Below are 14,009 nucleotides of genomic sequence, written 5' to 3' on the forward strand. Positions count from 1 at the left end.
CTCGCTCTCCCTCATGGTGAGCTTGTCGAACCACGCACACTGTGACTGCAAATTTTAAGTTCAATCTGCAATGCCCGGAACCCATCCGGGCTTCTTTCCAAGAGGTAATGAAATGACTGTACGCTTTGGTCTGCTCGGTGCGGGCCGTATCGGCAAGGTTCACGCAAAGGCCGTGATCTCCAACCCGCAGGCGAAACTCGTTGCGGTGGCGGATGCGTTCGAACAGGCGGCGAAGGATCTCTCCGGCGCCTATGGTTGTGAAATCCGCACCATCGACGAGATCGAAAAGGCCGGTGACATTGATGCGGTCATCATCTGTACGCCGACCGATACCCATGCGGACCTGATTGAACGCTTTGCCCGCGTCGGCAAGGCGATCTTCTGCGAAAAGCCGATTGACCTCAATGTGAAGCGCGTCGAGGAATGCCTGGCTGTCGTTGATGAAACCAAGGCGACCCTGATGGTCGGTTTCAACCGCCGCTTTGACCCGCACTTTGCCGCCGTGCGCAAGGCCATCGATGACGGTGCCATCGGTACGGTGGAAATGGTCACGATTACCTCGCGTGACCCAGGTGCGCCGCCCGCCGAATACATCACCCGTTCCGGCGGTATTTTCCGCGACATGACGATCCACGATTTCGATATGGCGCGTTTCCTGCTGGGCGAAGATCCGGTGGCCGTGACCGCCCATGCTTCGGTTCTGGTGGACAAGAAGATCGGTGAACTCGGCGATTATGACAGCGTCAGCGTCATTCTCTCCACCGCCTCCGGCAAGCAGTGCATCATCTCCAATTCGCGCCGCGCGACTTATGGCTATGATCAGCGCATTGAAGTGCATGGTTCCAAAGGCATGGTTGCCGCGGAGAACCAGCGTCCGGTGTCGATCGAAGTCGCCAATGGCAACGGTTATACCCGTCCGCCACTGCATGATTTCTTCATGACCCGCTACACGGAAGCCTATGCCAACGAGATCGCCGCTTTCATCGATGCGATTGCGACGGGCGCCAGGGCCGCTCCGAGCGGCAAGGATGGCTTGATCGCGCTGGCGCTGGCCGATGCTGCCCTGCGCTCGGTCAAGGAAGGCAAGACGATCAGCCTCTGAGTTTCAATGAAAAACGCCCTGCCGGTGCGGTCACCGGCAGGGCGGTTATATGCAGGGTGAAGAGGGGGATTCCCTCCTACCTTACATCCACCCAGCGCTGTTCACTGAATGACCGGGCCATGGCGTGCACTGTGCGCTCGATCTCCAATCCGTCCTCAAATCCGATCAGATGCGCCTCCTGGCCATCGATGCGCTTGATCAGTTCATGGCACTCGATGATCTTGAGGTCGTTGAAGCCGAGACCGTGGCCAGGAGCCGGGATGAAGCGGCCATAGGGATCGTGATGCGGCGCGGTCAGGATCGTGCGGTAGCCCTGTTCCGTCGGCCGGTCTGCGGTGACGTAGAGCTGGAATTCATTGGCGCGTTCCTGATCGAACAGGATCGAGCCTTTCGAGCCGAAAATCTGCAGGGCAATACGTCCCTTGCGGCCCCAGGCGGAACGGTTGACCTGCAGCGTGCCGGCCACGCCGTTTTCCATATGCAGGAGCACGCTGGCGCTGTCATAGGTTTCAACCGCCTTCATGCCGCCGTCCTGCGTCCGGCGCTCGGCATAGGGTTTTGACATGTCGCACATGACCCGGCTGACCCGGCCAAACAGCGCCCAGAGCAGCGACAGGGGATGCACGGCAAAGTCGTCGAGCGCGCCATAGCCTGACGTTGCAGCATGCTTCCAATAGAACAGCGCGTCGGGATCGGCCATGAAATCCTCGTCCATCTCGATGCGCAGATGATTGACGTCGCCGATGATCTTTTCCGCCAGCAGCTGGCGGATATGGCGGATGGCCGGACCCTGGATGTAATTATAGCCGAGCGCCGCAACCTTGCCGGACTGTTTTGCCGCCGCTGTCATCGCCTTGGCGTCATCGAATGCCGGGGCCATGGGCTTTTCGCACCAGACGTGTTTGCCGGCCTGAAGCGCGGCCAACGCCATTTCCGGGTGAAACTGGTTGGGCGTGGTGATGGAAACGATATCGACATCGGGGTCGTTGATCACGGCGCGCCAGTCGCCCGACGCCTTGGCAAAGCCGAACTCGGCCGCACGCTGGCCGGCAAGCTCGGCATTGGCTTCGCCGAGATGCACGAGACGGACCGGAGGGACATCACCGAAAACCGCACGGACGGAATTCCAGGCCAGGGCATGGCATTTGCCCATGAACCCGGTTCCGATCAGCCCCACACCCAGTGCGCGCGCATTCCCATGACCCGACATGTCTTCACTCCCACGACATTTGAGGATGTCCGCATCTCTTGCAGATGTTGATTGAAGTAATCTATAACGGATAAAAATGGAATAACTGATCCGTTTTGCGGAATGGATTATTTTGGTAGTCTCGCCATCCGTATCGCAAAACCAAGGGGAACGATTCGCAATGGGCAGCACGGCCACAGAAGCAACTCTGCCGCAGGATTTCGATGCCTTGCGCACGCTGATCCTGGATCGCCGGCAGCTCCTGCCCAAGCGGCTGGCACAGATCGCGGCCTATGCCCTCGGCAATCCCGATGAAATCGCCTTCGGCACGGCGGCAAGCATTGCCCAGTCGGCCGGCGTGCAGCCCTCCACGCTTATCCGCTTTGCCCAGCATCTGGGTTTTGACGGGTTTACCAGCCTGCAATCGGTGTTCCGCGAACGCCTGCGGGAACGGCAGGGCTCGTATGAAGAACGGCTGTCGGGCCTGCGCGGCGATACGCCGGGCCTTTCCAAGAACCGCGTCATTCTCAATGGGTTCCTGTCGGCGGCCAGCCAATCCATCCAGACCATTTCCCGCAGTGCCGAGGAGGATGTGCTGGAGCGCGCCGTGGAAATTCTGGCGCATGCGGACACGATCTATCTCATCGCCCGCCGCCGGTCCTATCCGATCTCCGCCTATATGGCCTATGCCTTCGGCAAACTGAAAATCCGCAATCAGCTGATTGAATCGACGGCCGGTATCGACCCGGAAATCCTGTCCTTTGCCCGGCCGCAGGATGCGGCGATTGCCATCAGCTTTTCGCCCTATGCCTCGGCAACGGTCGAGCATGCGGCAGCGCTGGCAGCGCATGGCGTGCCTGTCGTTGCCATCACCGACAGCGCGTTTTCCCCGCTGGCACAATCCGCCAGCGTGTGGTTCGAGGCGGCGGAAGGGGACTTTTCCGGATTCCGGTCTCTCTCCGGGACAATGGCGCTCGCCATGGCGTTGACTGTGAGCGTGGCGGAACGGCGCCGCAGCCTGTAACAGCGCCAAATGAAATGCGGGAAATCTAAAAAGAATATACATTCCATATTGACGATTTGGTAGAATTATTATTTCATATGCAAAAATTCCCGGCCTGTTTTCAGCGGGATGGATCAGCATATCGGGAGGATCGTCATGGGCAGCGCTGCAACAGGCAAAAAGCTTGATGTCATCACAATTGGCCGCTCGTCGGTGGATCTCTACGGCCAGCAGATCGGCTCCCGCCTCGAGGATATCGCGTCCTTCGCCAAATCCGTCGGCGGCTGCCCGGCCAATATCGCCATCGGCACCGCCCGTCTCGGATTGCGCTCGGCACTTCTGAGCCGCGTCGGCGACGAGCAGATGGGCCGTTTCATCCGCGAGCAGATGCTGCGCGAAGGCGTGGCCGTCGATGGTGTCATCACCGATGCGGAACGGCTGTCGGCGCTGGTCATCCTGTCGGTCGAGAACGACAAGAGCTTTCCGCTGATCTTCTATCGCGAGAACTGTGCCGACATGGCGCTGAACGAGGACGACGTCGATCCGGAGTTCATCCGCTCGGCCCGCGCCGTGGTGGTGACGGGCACGCATTTTTCCAAGCCCAACACCGATGCCGCCCAGCGCAAGGCGATCCGCCTGATCAAGGAAGCCGGCGGCAAGGTGGTGTTCGACATTGATTACCGGCCGAACCTCTGGGGACTTGCCGGTCACGGGGCAGGCGACAGCCGCTATATCGCCTCCGATGCCGTATCGAGCCATTTGAAGACGGTGCTGGCCGACTGCGACCTGATCGTCGGTACGGAAGAGGAAGTGCTGATCGCCTCCGGCGAGGCTGATCTGCTCGCCGCATTGAAGACCATCCGCGCGCTTTCCGCCCATGCCACCATCGTGCTCAAGCGCGGCCCGATGGGCTGCATCGTCTATGAGGGCGCCATTTCGGATGATCTTGAGGACGGCATTGTCGGCAAGGGATTTCCCATCGAGGTGTTCAACGTGCTGGGCGCGGGCGATGCCTTCATGTCCGGTTTCCTGCGCGGCTGGCTCGGCGGCGAAAGCCTCGCCACGGCGGCGACCTGGGCCAATGCCTGCGGCGCCTTTGCGGTGTCGCGTCTCCTGTGCTCGCCGGAAATCCCGACATTCGAAGAGCTGCAGTTCTTCCTTGAACACGGCAGCCCGCAGCATGCGCTGCGCAAGGACGAGGCGATCAATCATGTGCACTGGGCAACCACGCGCCGCCATGACATCCCTTCGATGATGGCCTTTGCCATTGACCATCGCGTGCAGCTTGAGGACCTTTCCCAGAGGCTTGGCGCGGATATCGGCCGGGTGCAGGCATTCAAGGAACTGGCCGTCAAGGCCGCCGCACGGGTTGCCGATGGCCGCAGCGGTTATGGCATGCTGCTCGATGAAAAGTTCGGGCGCGAGGCGATGTTCGAATTTGCCCGGCACAATTTCGATTGGCTCGGCCGCCCGGTCGAACTGCCGGGCTCGCGCCCGCTGCGCTTTGAATTCTCGCAGGATATCGGGTCGCAGCTGGCGGAATGGCCGGTGGATCATTGCATCAAGTGCCTGTGCTTCTATCATCCGGACGATCCGGCCGAGTTGAAGGCGGAGCAGCAGGCCAAGCTGCGCGCCCTGTTCGAGGCGGCGCGCAAGGTCGGACGCGAACTGCTGATCGAGATTATTGCCGGAAAGCACGGGGTGCTCGACGACATGACCATTCCGCGGGCGCTGGAAGAGCTCTACGCGCTTGGCATCAAGCCGGACTGGTGGAAGCTGGAGCCGCAGGCTTCGGCCGCCGCCTGGAAGAAGATCGAGGCGGTGATCGAAAAGAACGATCCGTGGTGCCGTGGTGTCGTCCTCCTCGGGCTGGAAGCGCCGCAGGATGAGCTGGAAGCAGCCTTCGCTGCCACCGCCAATGCGCCCGTCGTCAAAGGTTTTGCCGTTGGACGCACCATTTTCATGGATGCCGCCGAACAATGGCTGGCGGGCAAGATATCCGATGAGGCGGCGATTGCCGACATGGCCGATCGTTTCGAAAAATTGACCAGGGCATGGCTTGCCAGCCGCAAGCAACAAGCGGCATAGCATCAGGCCGGGAGGAGATTGACATGACCAAGACGATACGCCTGACGATGGCGCAGGCATTGACGCGTTTCCTTGCCAGCCAGATGACCGTGATCGATGGCCGGAAGGTGCCGGTGTTTGCCGGTGTCTGGGCGATTTTCGGCCACGGCAACGTGGCGGGTCTCGGCGAGGCGCTGTATCAGGTGCGCGACGAACTTCCGACCTACCGCGCCCACAATGAGCAGGCGATGGCGCATGCGGCCATCGCCTTTGCCAAGGCCAGTTTCCGCCGCCGCATGATGGCGGTGACGAGTTCCGTCGGGCCGGGCGCGACCAATATGGTGACGGCGGCGGCGCTTGCCCATGTCAACCGCCTGCCGCTGCTGCTTTTGCCGGGTGACGTGTTTGCCAACCGTATTCCCGATCCGGTTCTGCAGCAGGTGGAAAGTTTTGGCGACGGCACGGTTTCGGCCAATGACTGCTTCCGTCCCGTCTCGCGCTATTTCGACCGGATCACCCGGCCCGAACAGATCATTCCGGCACTCGCCCGCACCATGGCGGTGCTGACCGATCCGGCCGAATGCGGCCCGGTGACGCTGGCGCTGTGTCAGGATGTGCAGGCGGAAGCCTATGACTATCCGGAAAGTTTTTTCGACGAGCGCGTGTGGACGACGCGCCGCCCGCGCCCGGACCGTAGGGAATTGGCTGCCGCCGTCGAACTGCTCAAATCCGCGAAAAAGCCGCTGGTCATAGCCGGCGGCGGCGTCATCTATTCGCAGGCATCGAACGAGCTGAAAGCCTTCGTGGAAGCGGCGGGCATTCCCGTCTGCGAAACGCAGGGCGGCAAGTCGTCCCTGCCTGACAATCATCCCCTGAACATGGCCGCAATCGGCGTGACCGGTACATCGGCGGCCAACCGTCTGGCGGAAGAGGCGGATGTCATTCTGGCCGTCGGCACACGGTTGCAGGATTTCACCACCGGGTCCTGGGCGCTGTTCCGCAACGGAGCCAAGAAATTCATCGGCCTCAACGTGCAGGCTTTCGATGCGGGCAAGCACCGCGCGGCGGCTCTCGTTGCCGATGCGCGGGAAGGACTGCTGGAACTGGCTGCCGCGACCGCCGGTTACAAGGCGCCCGTGAGCTGGACCGAAAATGCCAAACAGGGCAAGGCCGAGTGGCAGAAGGCCGCCGCCGAGGTCACCGGACCGACCAACGCGGTCCTGCCGTCGGATGCGCAGGTGATCGGCGCCGTCCAGCGGGCCATGGGCAGCGCGGCGACCGTCCTGCATGCGGCGGGCGGATTGCCGGGTGAAATGCACAAGCTCTGGCAGGCGGGCGCACCCGGCTCCTATCACGCCGAATACGGCTTCTCCTGCATGGGCTACGAGATTGCGGGCGGCCTCGGTGCAAAAATGGCCAAGCCGGATGACGAGGTGGTCGTGATGATCGGCGACGGCTCCTATCTGATGCTGAATTCGGAGATCGCCACTTCGGTGATGCTGGGCCAGAGGATCACGATCGTGCTTCTCGACAATCGCGGGTTCGGCTGCATCAACCGGCTGCAGATGGGCACGGGCGGCGCGAACTTCAACAACCTCATGAAAGACTCGCGCCACGAGGTTCTGCCTGACGTCGATTTTGTCGGCCATGCAAAAAGCCTTGGTGCCATTTCTGAGAAGGTTGCGTCGATTGCGGAACTGGAGTCTGCACTTGCACGCGCCAAACAGAACGACCGGACCACGGTTGTCGTCATCGACACGGACCCGCTTGTCTCCACCGACGCCGGCGGCACGTGGTGGGATGTGGCGGTGCCGGAGGTCAGCCAGCGCCCGCAGGTCAATGCCGCGCGCAAGGCCTATGAAGAGAAGCTGAAACTGCAACACATCGGCGATTAACCTGATTTGTAGATAAACAGTGCGTGGTTCGACAAGCTCACCATGAGGGACGTAGATGATGACAGGAAGTCATATTCTGCAATCTTTGCGATTGGTGTTGCAGTCAACCCACCTTCCTCATGGTGAGCTTGTCGAACCACGCACCCCGCACACAACAACTGAAGGAAGACAAGAATGATCCGTATCGGGGCGAACCCAATCGGCTGGTCCAATGACGACATGCTCGAAATCGGCGGCAATATTCCTCTGGAAACCTGTCTGGAACAGGCGAAGGCGGCCGGGTTCACCGGCATGGAGCTCGGCAACAAGTTTCCGCGCACGGCGGACAAGCTGCGTCCGATCCTGGATGCGTTCGGACATAGTCTTGTCAGCGGCTGGTACTCGACCGAGCTGCTCGTGCGCGATGTCGACGCTGAACTCAAGGCTGTTGTCGGCCATGCCACGCTGCTGAAGGACATGGGCTGCACGGTTCTGATTGCTGCCGAGACATCCAACGCCATCCATTCCAACAAGAGCCTGCCGCTGTCGGCCCGTCCGGTTCTGGAAAAGTCAGCGTGGGCTGAATTTGGCAAGCGTTACACCGCCTTTGCCGAAGCGGTGAAGCAGACCTATGGCCTGCAGGTGGTCTATCATCACCACATGGGCACCGTGGTGCAGACCGAATCCGAGATCGACCGGTTCATGCAGGTAACGGGCGATGCCGTGCATCTGCTGCTCGACACCGGCCATGCCACCTGGGGCGGCGGTGATCCGGCACGCCTCGCCCGCCACCACAAGGCGCGCATCAGCCATGTGCATTGCAAGGATATCCGCGAAGCCGTGATGTGGCAGTCCAACCGCGAAGACTGGTCCTTCCTCGATTCCGTCCTTGCCGGCGTTTACACGGTTCCCGGCGACGGCATGATCGATTATGTTCGTGTTCTCAAGGAACTCCAGGGCTATAGCGGCTGGGTGGTTGTCGAGGCAGAGCAGGACCCTGTGAAGGCTGATCCAGCCGTCTATTCCAAGCTTGGCCATGCCAATCTCAGCCGCTTCATCAAAGAGGCAGGATTGGTTTGACCAGCGATTCCAAGCATCCGTTTTTTCGTCCCCTGTGGCGGCGTATCGCTGTCGTGGCCTTCTGCGTTGCATGGGCCATTTTCGAGTTCGTCACGGGCACGCCGTTCTGGGGGACGATAGCGCTTGGTTTCGCCGGTTATGGCGTCTGGCAGTTTTTCATCGCTTTTGACGCATCCGAACCGGTCAAGCCGACGGATGCGGACGGGAAAGAGGAATAGGACCATGTCGAAATTGTTGCTCAAGGCGCAAACCGGCACCGGCCGCGTGGCGCATGTCACGCCGGAAACCGCCGGCTGGACCTATGTCGGGTTCGACCTCAATCGCGCTGCGCCGGGCCAGACCATTGCCGGCCGCAGCGGCGACACGGAAGTCTGTCTCGTCTTCGTGACGGGCAAGGGATTTGCCCAGGTGAACGGCCACGATCTCGGTTTGCTGGGCGCGCGCATGTCACCCTTCGAGGGCAAGCCGTGGTCGGTCTACATGCCCGCCAATTGCGACTGGTCGGTGGTGGCCGATACGGCTGTCGAACTTGCCGTCTGCTCGGCGCCAAGCCTTGGCGGCGATCTGCCGGTGCGCGTGATCGCGCCTGACGACCTTGGCCAGGAAACACGCGGCAAGGGCACCAATACACGGTACGTCACCAACATCCTGCCGGAAAGCGAACCGGCGGATTCATTGCTCGTGGTCGAGGTGATCACGCCGGGCGGTCACACATCGAGCTATCCGCCGCACAAGCACGATCAAGACAACCTGCCGGCGGAGTCCTATCTGGAGGAAACCTATTACCACAGGCTCAATCCGCCGCAGGGTTTTGCCTTCCAGCGGGTCTATACGGATGACCGGTCACTGGACGAAGCGATGGCGATCGAGGACGGCGATGTGGTCATGGTGCCCAAGGGCTATCATCCCTGCGCTGCCTGTCATGGCTATGACCTCTATTATCTCAATGTCATGGCTGGTCCCAAGCGCACGTGGAAATTCCACAACGCGCCCGAGCATGAATGGCTGATGAAGTAGGCTCCAGGCTACAATCTACCACCGCAGAATGAAGCGGCCGGCAATCGCGCCGATCAGGCCGGAGGAAATCACCCCGAGCGTGTACCAGATGGCGATGAACGGCATGGCGCTTTCATCGCAGTGGAAAGAGTAGATAAGCGCTGCAATCGACCCCGCCGCAAGGCCGGCCGCGATCCCGGCAACCGTGGGCCGCGTCGGCGCCAGGCCGCGCAGCACCCAGAAGGCGCCGAACAGCAGCGGCAGCGACAGCACCACGATGTTGAAGGTGCAGACCGTAATCGTGTGCCCCTTCATCATGTTGGCGTAGTGATCGCGCGGCGACATGGCGAGCTGGGCGAAGGCAAGCATGCAGATGAGGGCAATGGCGACCGCCATCACGGCAAGGCTGATGCGGATGCTGCCAAGCGGGTAGGCAATGCGCTTGACCGCCCAGGCGCCGCCGACGGCAAGCGCGAGCGTATAGGTGAACTTGACCCAGAAGGCCATGGTCCCCGCCGCGGTCATCAGGTCTGGGCGCATGCCCAGCCACGACCACATGAGAATGGCGGAGGCGACCGAGCTGATGCCAAGGCCGATGCCGATCCGCCGCAGCACGGCTTTGCGCGATACCGGCTTCAATTCGCTGGCGAGACGCTCGATCAGATCATTTGTCGTCATCGGCTGCCTGTCCTCTCAACTTCGCGGCTATGGCCTTCAATCCCCTGTGAATGCTGACCTTCACGAGCGATTCGGAAAGGCCGGTGCTTCGGGCCGCTTCCGCGATCGACTGCCCTTCTATCTTGGTCCGGTAAATCAGATCCCGTGATTTTTCCGGTATGGTCTGCAACAGCCTGTCCACATCCATGCGGTCTGCGGTGGCGTCTGAATTGTCCTGCAGAAACAGGTCTTCCACATCGTCCAGCGGCACGGTTGCCCGGATGCGGTTGCGCCGGAAATGATCGATCAGCTTGTAGCGCGCAATCGCATGCAGCCACGCGGTGAAGGGCCGATCCGGCTCATAGGTCTGCCGCCGCGTGTGCAGGGCGAGCAGTGTTTCCTGCACCAGATCGTCCGCGTCGCCCCGGTGGGCATCGGCCAGACGGCGCAGAAAATACCGGCGCAAAAGCTTGGCCACCTCGTCGAGCAGCACACGATAGCTCTGCGCGTCGCCCGCAAGGCTTGCGAGCATCAGTTCCTTCAAACGCGCTTCGACCGAATGCACCCTGGTTCATTCCTTTATTCGCAGCAACGGCGAAAAGGTTACAGATGCGCCGATCATATCGACAGCGGTTACCGCATGCCAGTGGCCGCTGGTCGAACTTTTCGATCACCAATCCGTGATCGTTGTAACCAAATTCCAGCTTCCGGCGAATTGCTTGATGTGACCGGCCGACAGGTCCGGATCACGCCACGGAAATCAGGAGGCCGTTATGGGGTCGCGCAAAAATATCGGATATGTGTCTGCAGTGTCTGTGATTGCAGGATTGCTGAGCCTTGGCGCCAGCACCGCCTTTGCCGGCAATGGCAAGCCGTTGACTGTCGTTGAACTCTTCACCAGTCAGGGCTGCTCGTCCTGCCCACCTGCCAATGCCAATCTGATCGAGATCAGCAAGCGGCCGGATGTTCTGGCCCTCAGCTTCGGCGTAACCTATTGGGACCGGCTCGGCTGGAAGGATATCTTCGCCGCGCCTGAATATACGGACCGGCAGGTCACCTACGAAACCCCACTCGGCCGCGACGGGCCGTTCACCCCGCAGATGGTCGTCAATGGCCGCGCGGATGTCGTCGGCAACCGCATCGGCGAGATCGACCACCTGATCGCCACGGCGCCAAAGCCCGATCCCTTGTCCGTGACGATCACCGGCAATTCCCTCGCCATCGCTGCGGGGAAGGCACCGGCGAGCGGTGCCGATATCTGGCTGGTGACCTATGATGACAAGACCGTCAACGTTCCCGTCAGCCGTGGCGAAAATACCGGCCACACGCTGCCGCACAAGAATGTGGTTCACAGCCTTTCCAATCTTGGAAGCTGGGACGGCAAGGCGGTCAGCCTACGCATTTCTCCGGCCAAGCCCGGCCTGCGCACGGCCGTCCTGATCCAGGCGCCGCATGGCGGGCCGATCCTGGCCGCCGCCACCAACTGAATTCCGCGGCTGCGGACAAAGAATTCCTGGCATGAACAGCTGTGAGACACGCAGCGCGATGCCCAGGAAGTGTGGATGACCGCATGGCATCCGAAACTCAACGGCACGCAGATACGTGTCTTATTCAAATCGAGGAGACTACCATGAACATTCTTGCACGCCGCATCGCCCTGTCGGCTTTCGTTCTCGCTTCCGGACTGGCCGGCATCAACAGCGCCCTTGCGGAAGATGCCATGAAGGCAGACCCTATGAAGACGGAAAGCATGAAGGCTGACTGCATGAAAAAGGCCGGCATGGAGAAAGACTCCATGAAGAAGGATGCCATGACCAAGGAATGCGACAAGCAGGCCATGGCCAAGGATGCGATGAAGCCCGATGCCATGAAGAAAGACGCGATGAAGCCGGACGCCATGGCACCGAAAAAGAACTAAAATCCCTCCGGTGCCGTCTCCCTGACGGGACGGCACCGGATCCATTGCCCGACAGCCAAGGATAGCATCATGACGAGCGTAACTGATCATGAAACGGCACGGCCCAGGAAAATCCTGTTCTACCGGCATTCGATTGCCGTGCGGCTGACCCACTGGCTCAATGTCCTGTGCCTCAGCTTCCTCCTGATGAGCGGTCTGCAAATCTTCAATGCCCATCCCGATCTCTATTGGGGACAGTACGGTGCCGATGCCGATCATTCCTTCATCTCGATCGGTGCCGTCAGCGATGGCGACACGATCAAGGGCATCACCCGCGTCGGTTCGATTTCCATCGCGACGACAGGCGTTCTCGGCGCATCGACGGTCGAGGGCGAGCTGACGCCGCGCGCCTTTCCAAGCTGGATCACCATTCCGGGTTATCAGGATCTTGCATCCGGGCGGCGCTGGCATTTCTTTTTTGCCTGGTTCTTTGTCATCAACGGCTTCGTCTACCTGCTGTACGGCCTGATCGCCGGACATTTCCGCAGGGATATCGTGCCGACGAAGGACCAGTTGACGCCGCAGCATCTGGCGCATGAGATTGGCGAACATGCCCGCCTGCGCTTTCCCAAGGGCGAAGAAGCGCGGCGCTATAACAGCCTGCAGAAACTGACCTACATGGCGGTCATTTTCATCCTTCTGCCGCTGATGGTGCTGACCGGCCTCACCATGTCGCCGGGCTTCGATTCCATCTTCCCGTGGCTGCTCGATGTTTTCGGCGGACGCCAGTCGGCGCGCACCATTCACTTCATCACCGCATCGCTGCTCGTCGCCTTTGTCATCGTGCATCTGGTGATGGTGCTGGTATCCGGCGTCTGGAACAATCTGCGCTCGATGATCACCGGCTATTACGGCCTGACGGTCGAGACCGACAAGGAAACAGTGAAATGAAGTTCGAACTCTCACGCCGCCGTTTCCTCATCGGCTCCAGCGTTGCCGCGACCGGACTTTTGACCGGGTGCGACGCTCTGGTGGAAAATGCCAGCGTCAACGATATCCTGCAGAAGGCCGAAGCCTTGACCATGGGCTCCCAGCGTCTCCTGCAGGCCCACGAACCGCTGGCGCGCGAATTCACCGAGGCCGACCTGTCACCCATATTCAAGGCCAACGGCACGCAGATGCCGGACAGCGAAGAATATGCGAGGCTGATGGAGGGCAATTTCGCCGACTGGCGGCTGGTGGTCAACGGCATGGTGCACACACCCCTCAGCCTGTCGCTGGCCGATCTGAAGGCGATGCCATCACGCACGCAGATCACCCGGCATGATTGCGTTGAAGGCTGGAGCGCCATCGGTAAATGGACCGGCGTTCCCCTCGGCCTTGTCCTGCAGAAGGCGGGCCTTGCCCCCGGCGCGCGCTATGCGGTGTTCTATTGCGCCGATGAGTACGAGAAATCACTGGATGGCAGCGGCCAGTATTACGAGAGCGTCGATCTCATCGATGCCTTCCATCCGCAGACCATCCTGTCCTACAGCATGAACGGCAAAGACCTTGAGGTGGCGCACGGTGCGCCCCTGCGGCTGCGGGTTGAACGGCAACTGGGTTACAAGCATGCCAAATATCTCATGCGGATCGAACTGGTTGACAGCTTCAAGGGCGTGTGGGGCGGGAAGGGCGGTTTCTGGGAAGATCGCGGCTATGAATGGTATGCGGGTATCTGAGTGGTTTGACCGAGTTCAGGCCGCAGCGATGACCTCGATTTCGACGAGCCAGGCTTCGGACAATGTCTGGGCGGCAATGGTTGTCGTGGGGATCGTGCGGCCACCCAGTGCTGCCACCCGCGCATTCTGGTTGGCTTCGGCAAAGGCGGGATCGCGCAGGTAACTCGTCGTCCTGACGATATTGTCGACTGTCATCCCGGCGCTCGCAAGGATGGCCCGGATGTTGTTCCAGACAAGATCGAGTTGTTCTGCCAGGGTCGTGCCGGCTACGCCGTTCTGGTCGAGGCCCATGGTGCCGCTGATGTAGAGGAAGCGTTCCGGCTGCTGCACTTCCAATGCATGGAGATAGTCCGGTGTTGCCGGATAAACGCCGTTCCGGGGATTGCGCGGGATCAGTTTCATGATCTCAGTTCCTTTCGTGGC

At 60.7% G+C, this 14,009-nt stretch carries 15 protein-coding genes; 11 read left to right on the top strand and 4 right to left on the bottom strand.

All coding sequences use genetic code 11. The features are described from left to right. Positions 1-112 precede the first annotated feature (112 nt). Positions 113-1,102, top strand: coding sequence for an inositol 2-dehydrogenase (iolG, locus tag RDL77_RS09460; protein WP_288192633.1), 990 nt, complete (start codon positions 113-115; stop codon positions 1,100-1,102). A gap of 76 nt (positions 1,103-1,178) precedes the next feature. On the opposite strand, the gene RDL77_RS09465 is transcribed toward iolG, so the two are convergent. Next, positions 1,179-2,312 (bottom strand): Gfo/Idh/MocA family protein, encoded by a 1,134-nt coding sequence (locus RDL77_RS09465; RefSeq protein ID WP_288192634.1) that lies wholly within the window; start codon positions 2,310-2,312, stop codon positions 1,179-1,181. 160 nt (positions 2,313-2,472) lie between these two features. Between RDL77_RS09465 and RDL77_RS09470 the strand changes: the two genes are divergently transcribed. From RDL77_RS09470 to iolB, 6 genes are all read left to right on the top strand, one after another. Beyond that, positions 2,473-3,315: a MurR/RpiR family transcriptional regulator gene (locus tag RDL77_RS09470; protein WP_288192635.1), complete on the top strand. Its 843-nt coding sequence runs from the start codon at positions 2,473-2,475 to the stop codon at positions 3,313-3,315. 135 nt (positions 3,316-3,450) lie between these two features. Then, positions 3,451-5,382 carry a 5-dehydro-2-deoxygluconokinase gene (gene iolC, locus RDL77_RS09475; RefSeq protein WP_288192636.1) on the top strand — a complete coding sequence of 644 codons (1,932 nt, stop codon included), beginning with the start codon at positions 3,451-3,453 and terminating at the stop codon, positions 5,380-5,382. Positions 5,383-5,405: 23 nt separating this feature from the next. Continuing rightward, entirely contained in the window at positions 5,406-7,256 is a 1,851-nt protein-coding gene (iolD, locus tag RDL77_RS09480) for a 3D-(3,5/4)-trihydroxycyclohexane-1,2-dione acylhydrolase (decyclizing) (protein ID WP_288192637.1), read from the top strand. Between the two features lie 174 nt (positions 7,257-7,430). After that, entirely contained in the window at positions 7,431-8,315 is an 885-nt protein-coding gene (gene iolE, locus RDL77_RS09485) for a myo-inosose-2 dehydratase (RefSeq protein ID WP_288192638.1), read from the top strand. Next, entirely contained in the window at positions 8,312-8,533 is a 222-nt protein-coding gene (locus RDL77_RS09490) for a DUF3329 domain-containing protein (RefSeq protein ID WP_223612500.1), read from the top strand. Before iolE ends, RDL77_RS09490 begins: the two co-directional genes overlap by 4 nt. Before the next feature lie 4 nt (positions 8,534-8,537). Further along, positions 8,538-9,332, top strand: a complete 795-nt coding sequence (gene iolB / locus RDL77_RS09495) for a 5-deoxy-glucuronate isomerase (protein WP_223612501.1) — start codon at positions 8,538-8,540, stop codon at positions 9,330-9,332. Positions 9,333-9,347: 15 nt separating this feature from the next. On the opposite strand, the gene RDL77_RS09500 is transcribed toward iolB, so the two are convergent. Together RDL77_RS09500 and RDL77_RS09505 are read right to left on the bottom strand one after the other, a co-directional pair. After that, positions 9,348-9,989, bottom strand: coding sequence for an NrsF family protein (locus RDL77_RS09500; protein WP_223612502.1), 642 nt, complete (start codon positions 9,987-9,989; stop codon positions 9,348-9,350). Further along, complete coding sequence (locus RDL77_RS09505) at positions 9,976-10,533, bottom strand: sigma-70 family RNA polymerase sigma factor (protein ID WP_288192639.1); 558 nt, start codon at positions 10,531-10,533, stop codon at positions 9,976-9,978. Before RDL77_RS09505 ends, RDL77_RS09500 begins: the two co-directional genes overlap by 14 nt. A gap of 208 nt (positions 10,534-10,741) precedes the next feature. Between RDL77_RS09505 and RDL77_RS09510 the strand changes: the two genes are divergently transcribed. From RDL77_RS09510 to RDL77_RS09525, 4 genes are all read left to right on the top strand, one after another. Further along, the gene (locus RDL77_RS09510) at positions 10,742-11,455 is read left to right on the top strand and encodes a thioredoxin family protein (protein WP_288192640.1); all 714 of its coding nucleotides are present in this window, start codon (positions 10,742-10,744) and stop codon (positions 11,453-11,455) included. 143 nt (positions 11,456-11,598) lie between these two features. Continuing rightward, entirely contained in the window at positions 11,599-11,886 is a 288-nt protein-coding gene (locus RDL77_RS09515; protein ID WP_288192641.1) for a pentapeptide MXKDX repeat protein, read from the top strand. Positions 11,887-11,955: 69 nt separating this feature from the next. After that, on the top strand, positions 11,956-12,816 hold the full coding sequence (locus RDL77_RS09520; protein WP_288192642.1) for a cytochrome b/b6 domain-containing protein: 861 nt from the start codon (positions 11,956-11,958) through the stop codon (positions 12,814-12,816). Continuing rightward, on the top strand, positions 12,813-13,586 hold the full coding sequence (locus RDL77_RS09525; protein ID WP_288192643.1) for a molybdopterin-binding protein: 774 nt from the start codon (positions 12,813-12,815) through the stop codon (positions 13,584-13,586). The genes RDL77_RS09520 and RDL77_RS09525 overlap by 4 nt, the downstream gene beginning before the upstream one ends. A 15-nt stretch (positions 13,587-13,601) precedes the next feature. Here RDL77_RS09525 and RDL77_RS09530 read toward each other — a convergent pair whose 3' ends face one another. Further along, positions 13,602-13,988 (bottom strand): RidA family protein, encoded by a 387-nt coding sequence (locus RDL77_RS09530; protein ID WP_223612508.1) that lies wholly within the window; start codon positions 13,986-13,988, stop codon positions 13,602-13,604. Positions 13,989-14,009: the final 21 nt, after the last annotated feature.

It is taken from the genome of uncultured Phyllobacterium sp., from assembly GCF_902479695.1.
In the GTDB taxonomy this organism is placed as follows: Bacteria; Pseudomonadota; Alphaproteobacteria; order Rhizobiales; family Rhizobiaceae; genus Phyllobacterium; species Phyllobacterium calauticae.

Bases quoted from the DNA above. Each gene is read 5' to 3' on its own strand.
- iolG (WP_288192633.1), top strand. From the start codon at position 113: ATGACTGTACGCTTTGGTCTGCTCGGTGCGGGCCGTATCGGCAAGGTT.
- RDL77_RS09465 (WP_288192634.1), bottom strand. From the start codon at position 2,312: ATGTCGGGTCATGGGAATGCGCGCGCACTGGGTGTGGGGCTGATCGGA.
- RDL77_RS09470 (WP_288192635.1), top strand. From the start codon at position 2,473: ATGGGCAGCACGGCCACAGAAGCAACTCTGCCGCAGGATTTCGATGCC.
- iolC (WP_288192636.1), top strand. From the start codon at position 3,451: ATGGGCAGCGCTGCAACAGGCAAAAAGCTTGATGTCATCACAATTGGC.
- iolD (WP_288192637.1), top strand. From the start codon at position 5,406: ATGACCAAGACGATACGCCTGACGATGGCGCAGGCATTGACGCGTTTC.
- iolE (WP_288192638.1), top strand. From the start codon at position 7,431: ATGATCCGTATCGGGGCGAACCCAATCGGCTGGTCCAATGACGACATG.
- iolB (WP_223612501.1), top strand. From the start codon at position 8,538: ATGTCGAAATTGTTGCTCAAGGCGCAAACCGGCACCGGCCGCGTGGCG.
- RDL77_RS09500 (WP_223612502.1), bottom strand. From the start codon at position 9,989: ATGACGACAAATGATCTGATCGAGCGTCTCGCCAGCGAATTGAAGCCG.
- RDL77_RS09510 (WP_288192640.1), top strand. From the start codon at position 10,742: ATGGGGTCGCGCAAAAATATCGGATATGTGTCTGCAGTGTCTGTGATT.
- RDL77_RS09515 (WP_288192641.1), top strand. From the start codon at position 11,599: ATGAACATTCTTGCACGCCGCATCGCCCTGTCGGCTTTCGTTCTCGCT.
- RDL77_RS09520 (WP_288192642.1), top strand. From the start codon at position 11,956: ATGACGAGCGTAACTGATCATGAAACGGCACGGCCCAGGAAAATCCTG.
- RDL77_RS09525 (WP_288192643.1), top strand. From the start codon at position 12,813: ATGAAGTTCGAACTCTCACGCCGCCGTTTCCTCATCGGCTCCAGCGTT.
- RDL77_RS09530 (WP_223612508.1), bottom strand. From the start codon at position 13,988: ATGAAACTGATCCCGCGCAATCCCCGGAACGGCGTTTATCCGGCAACA.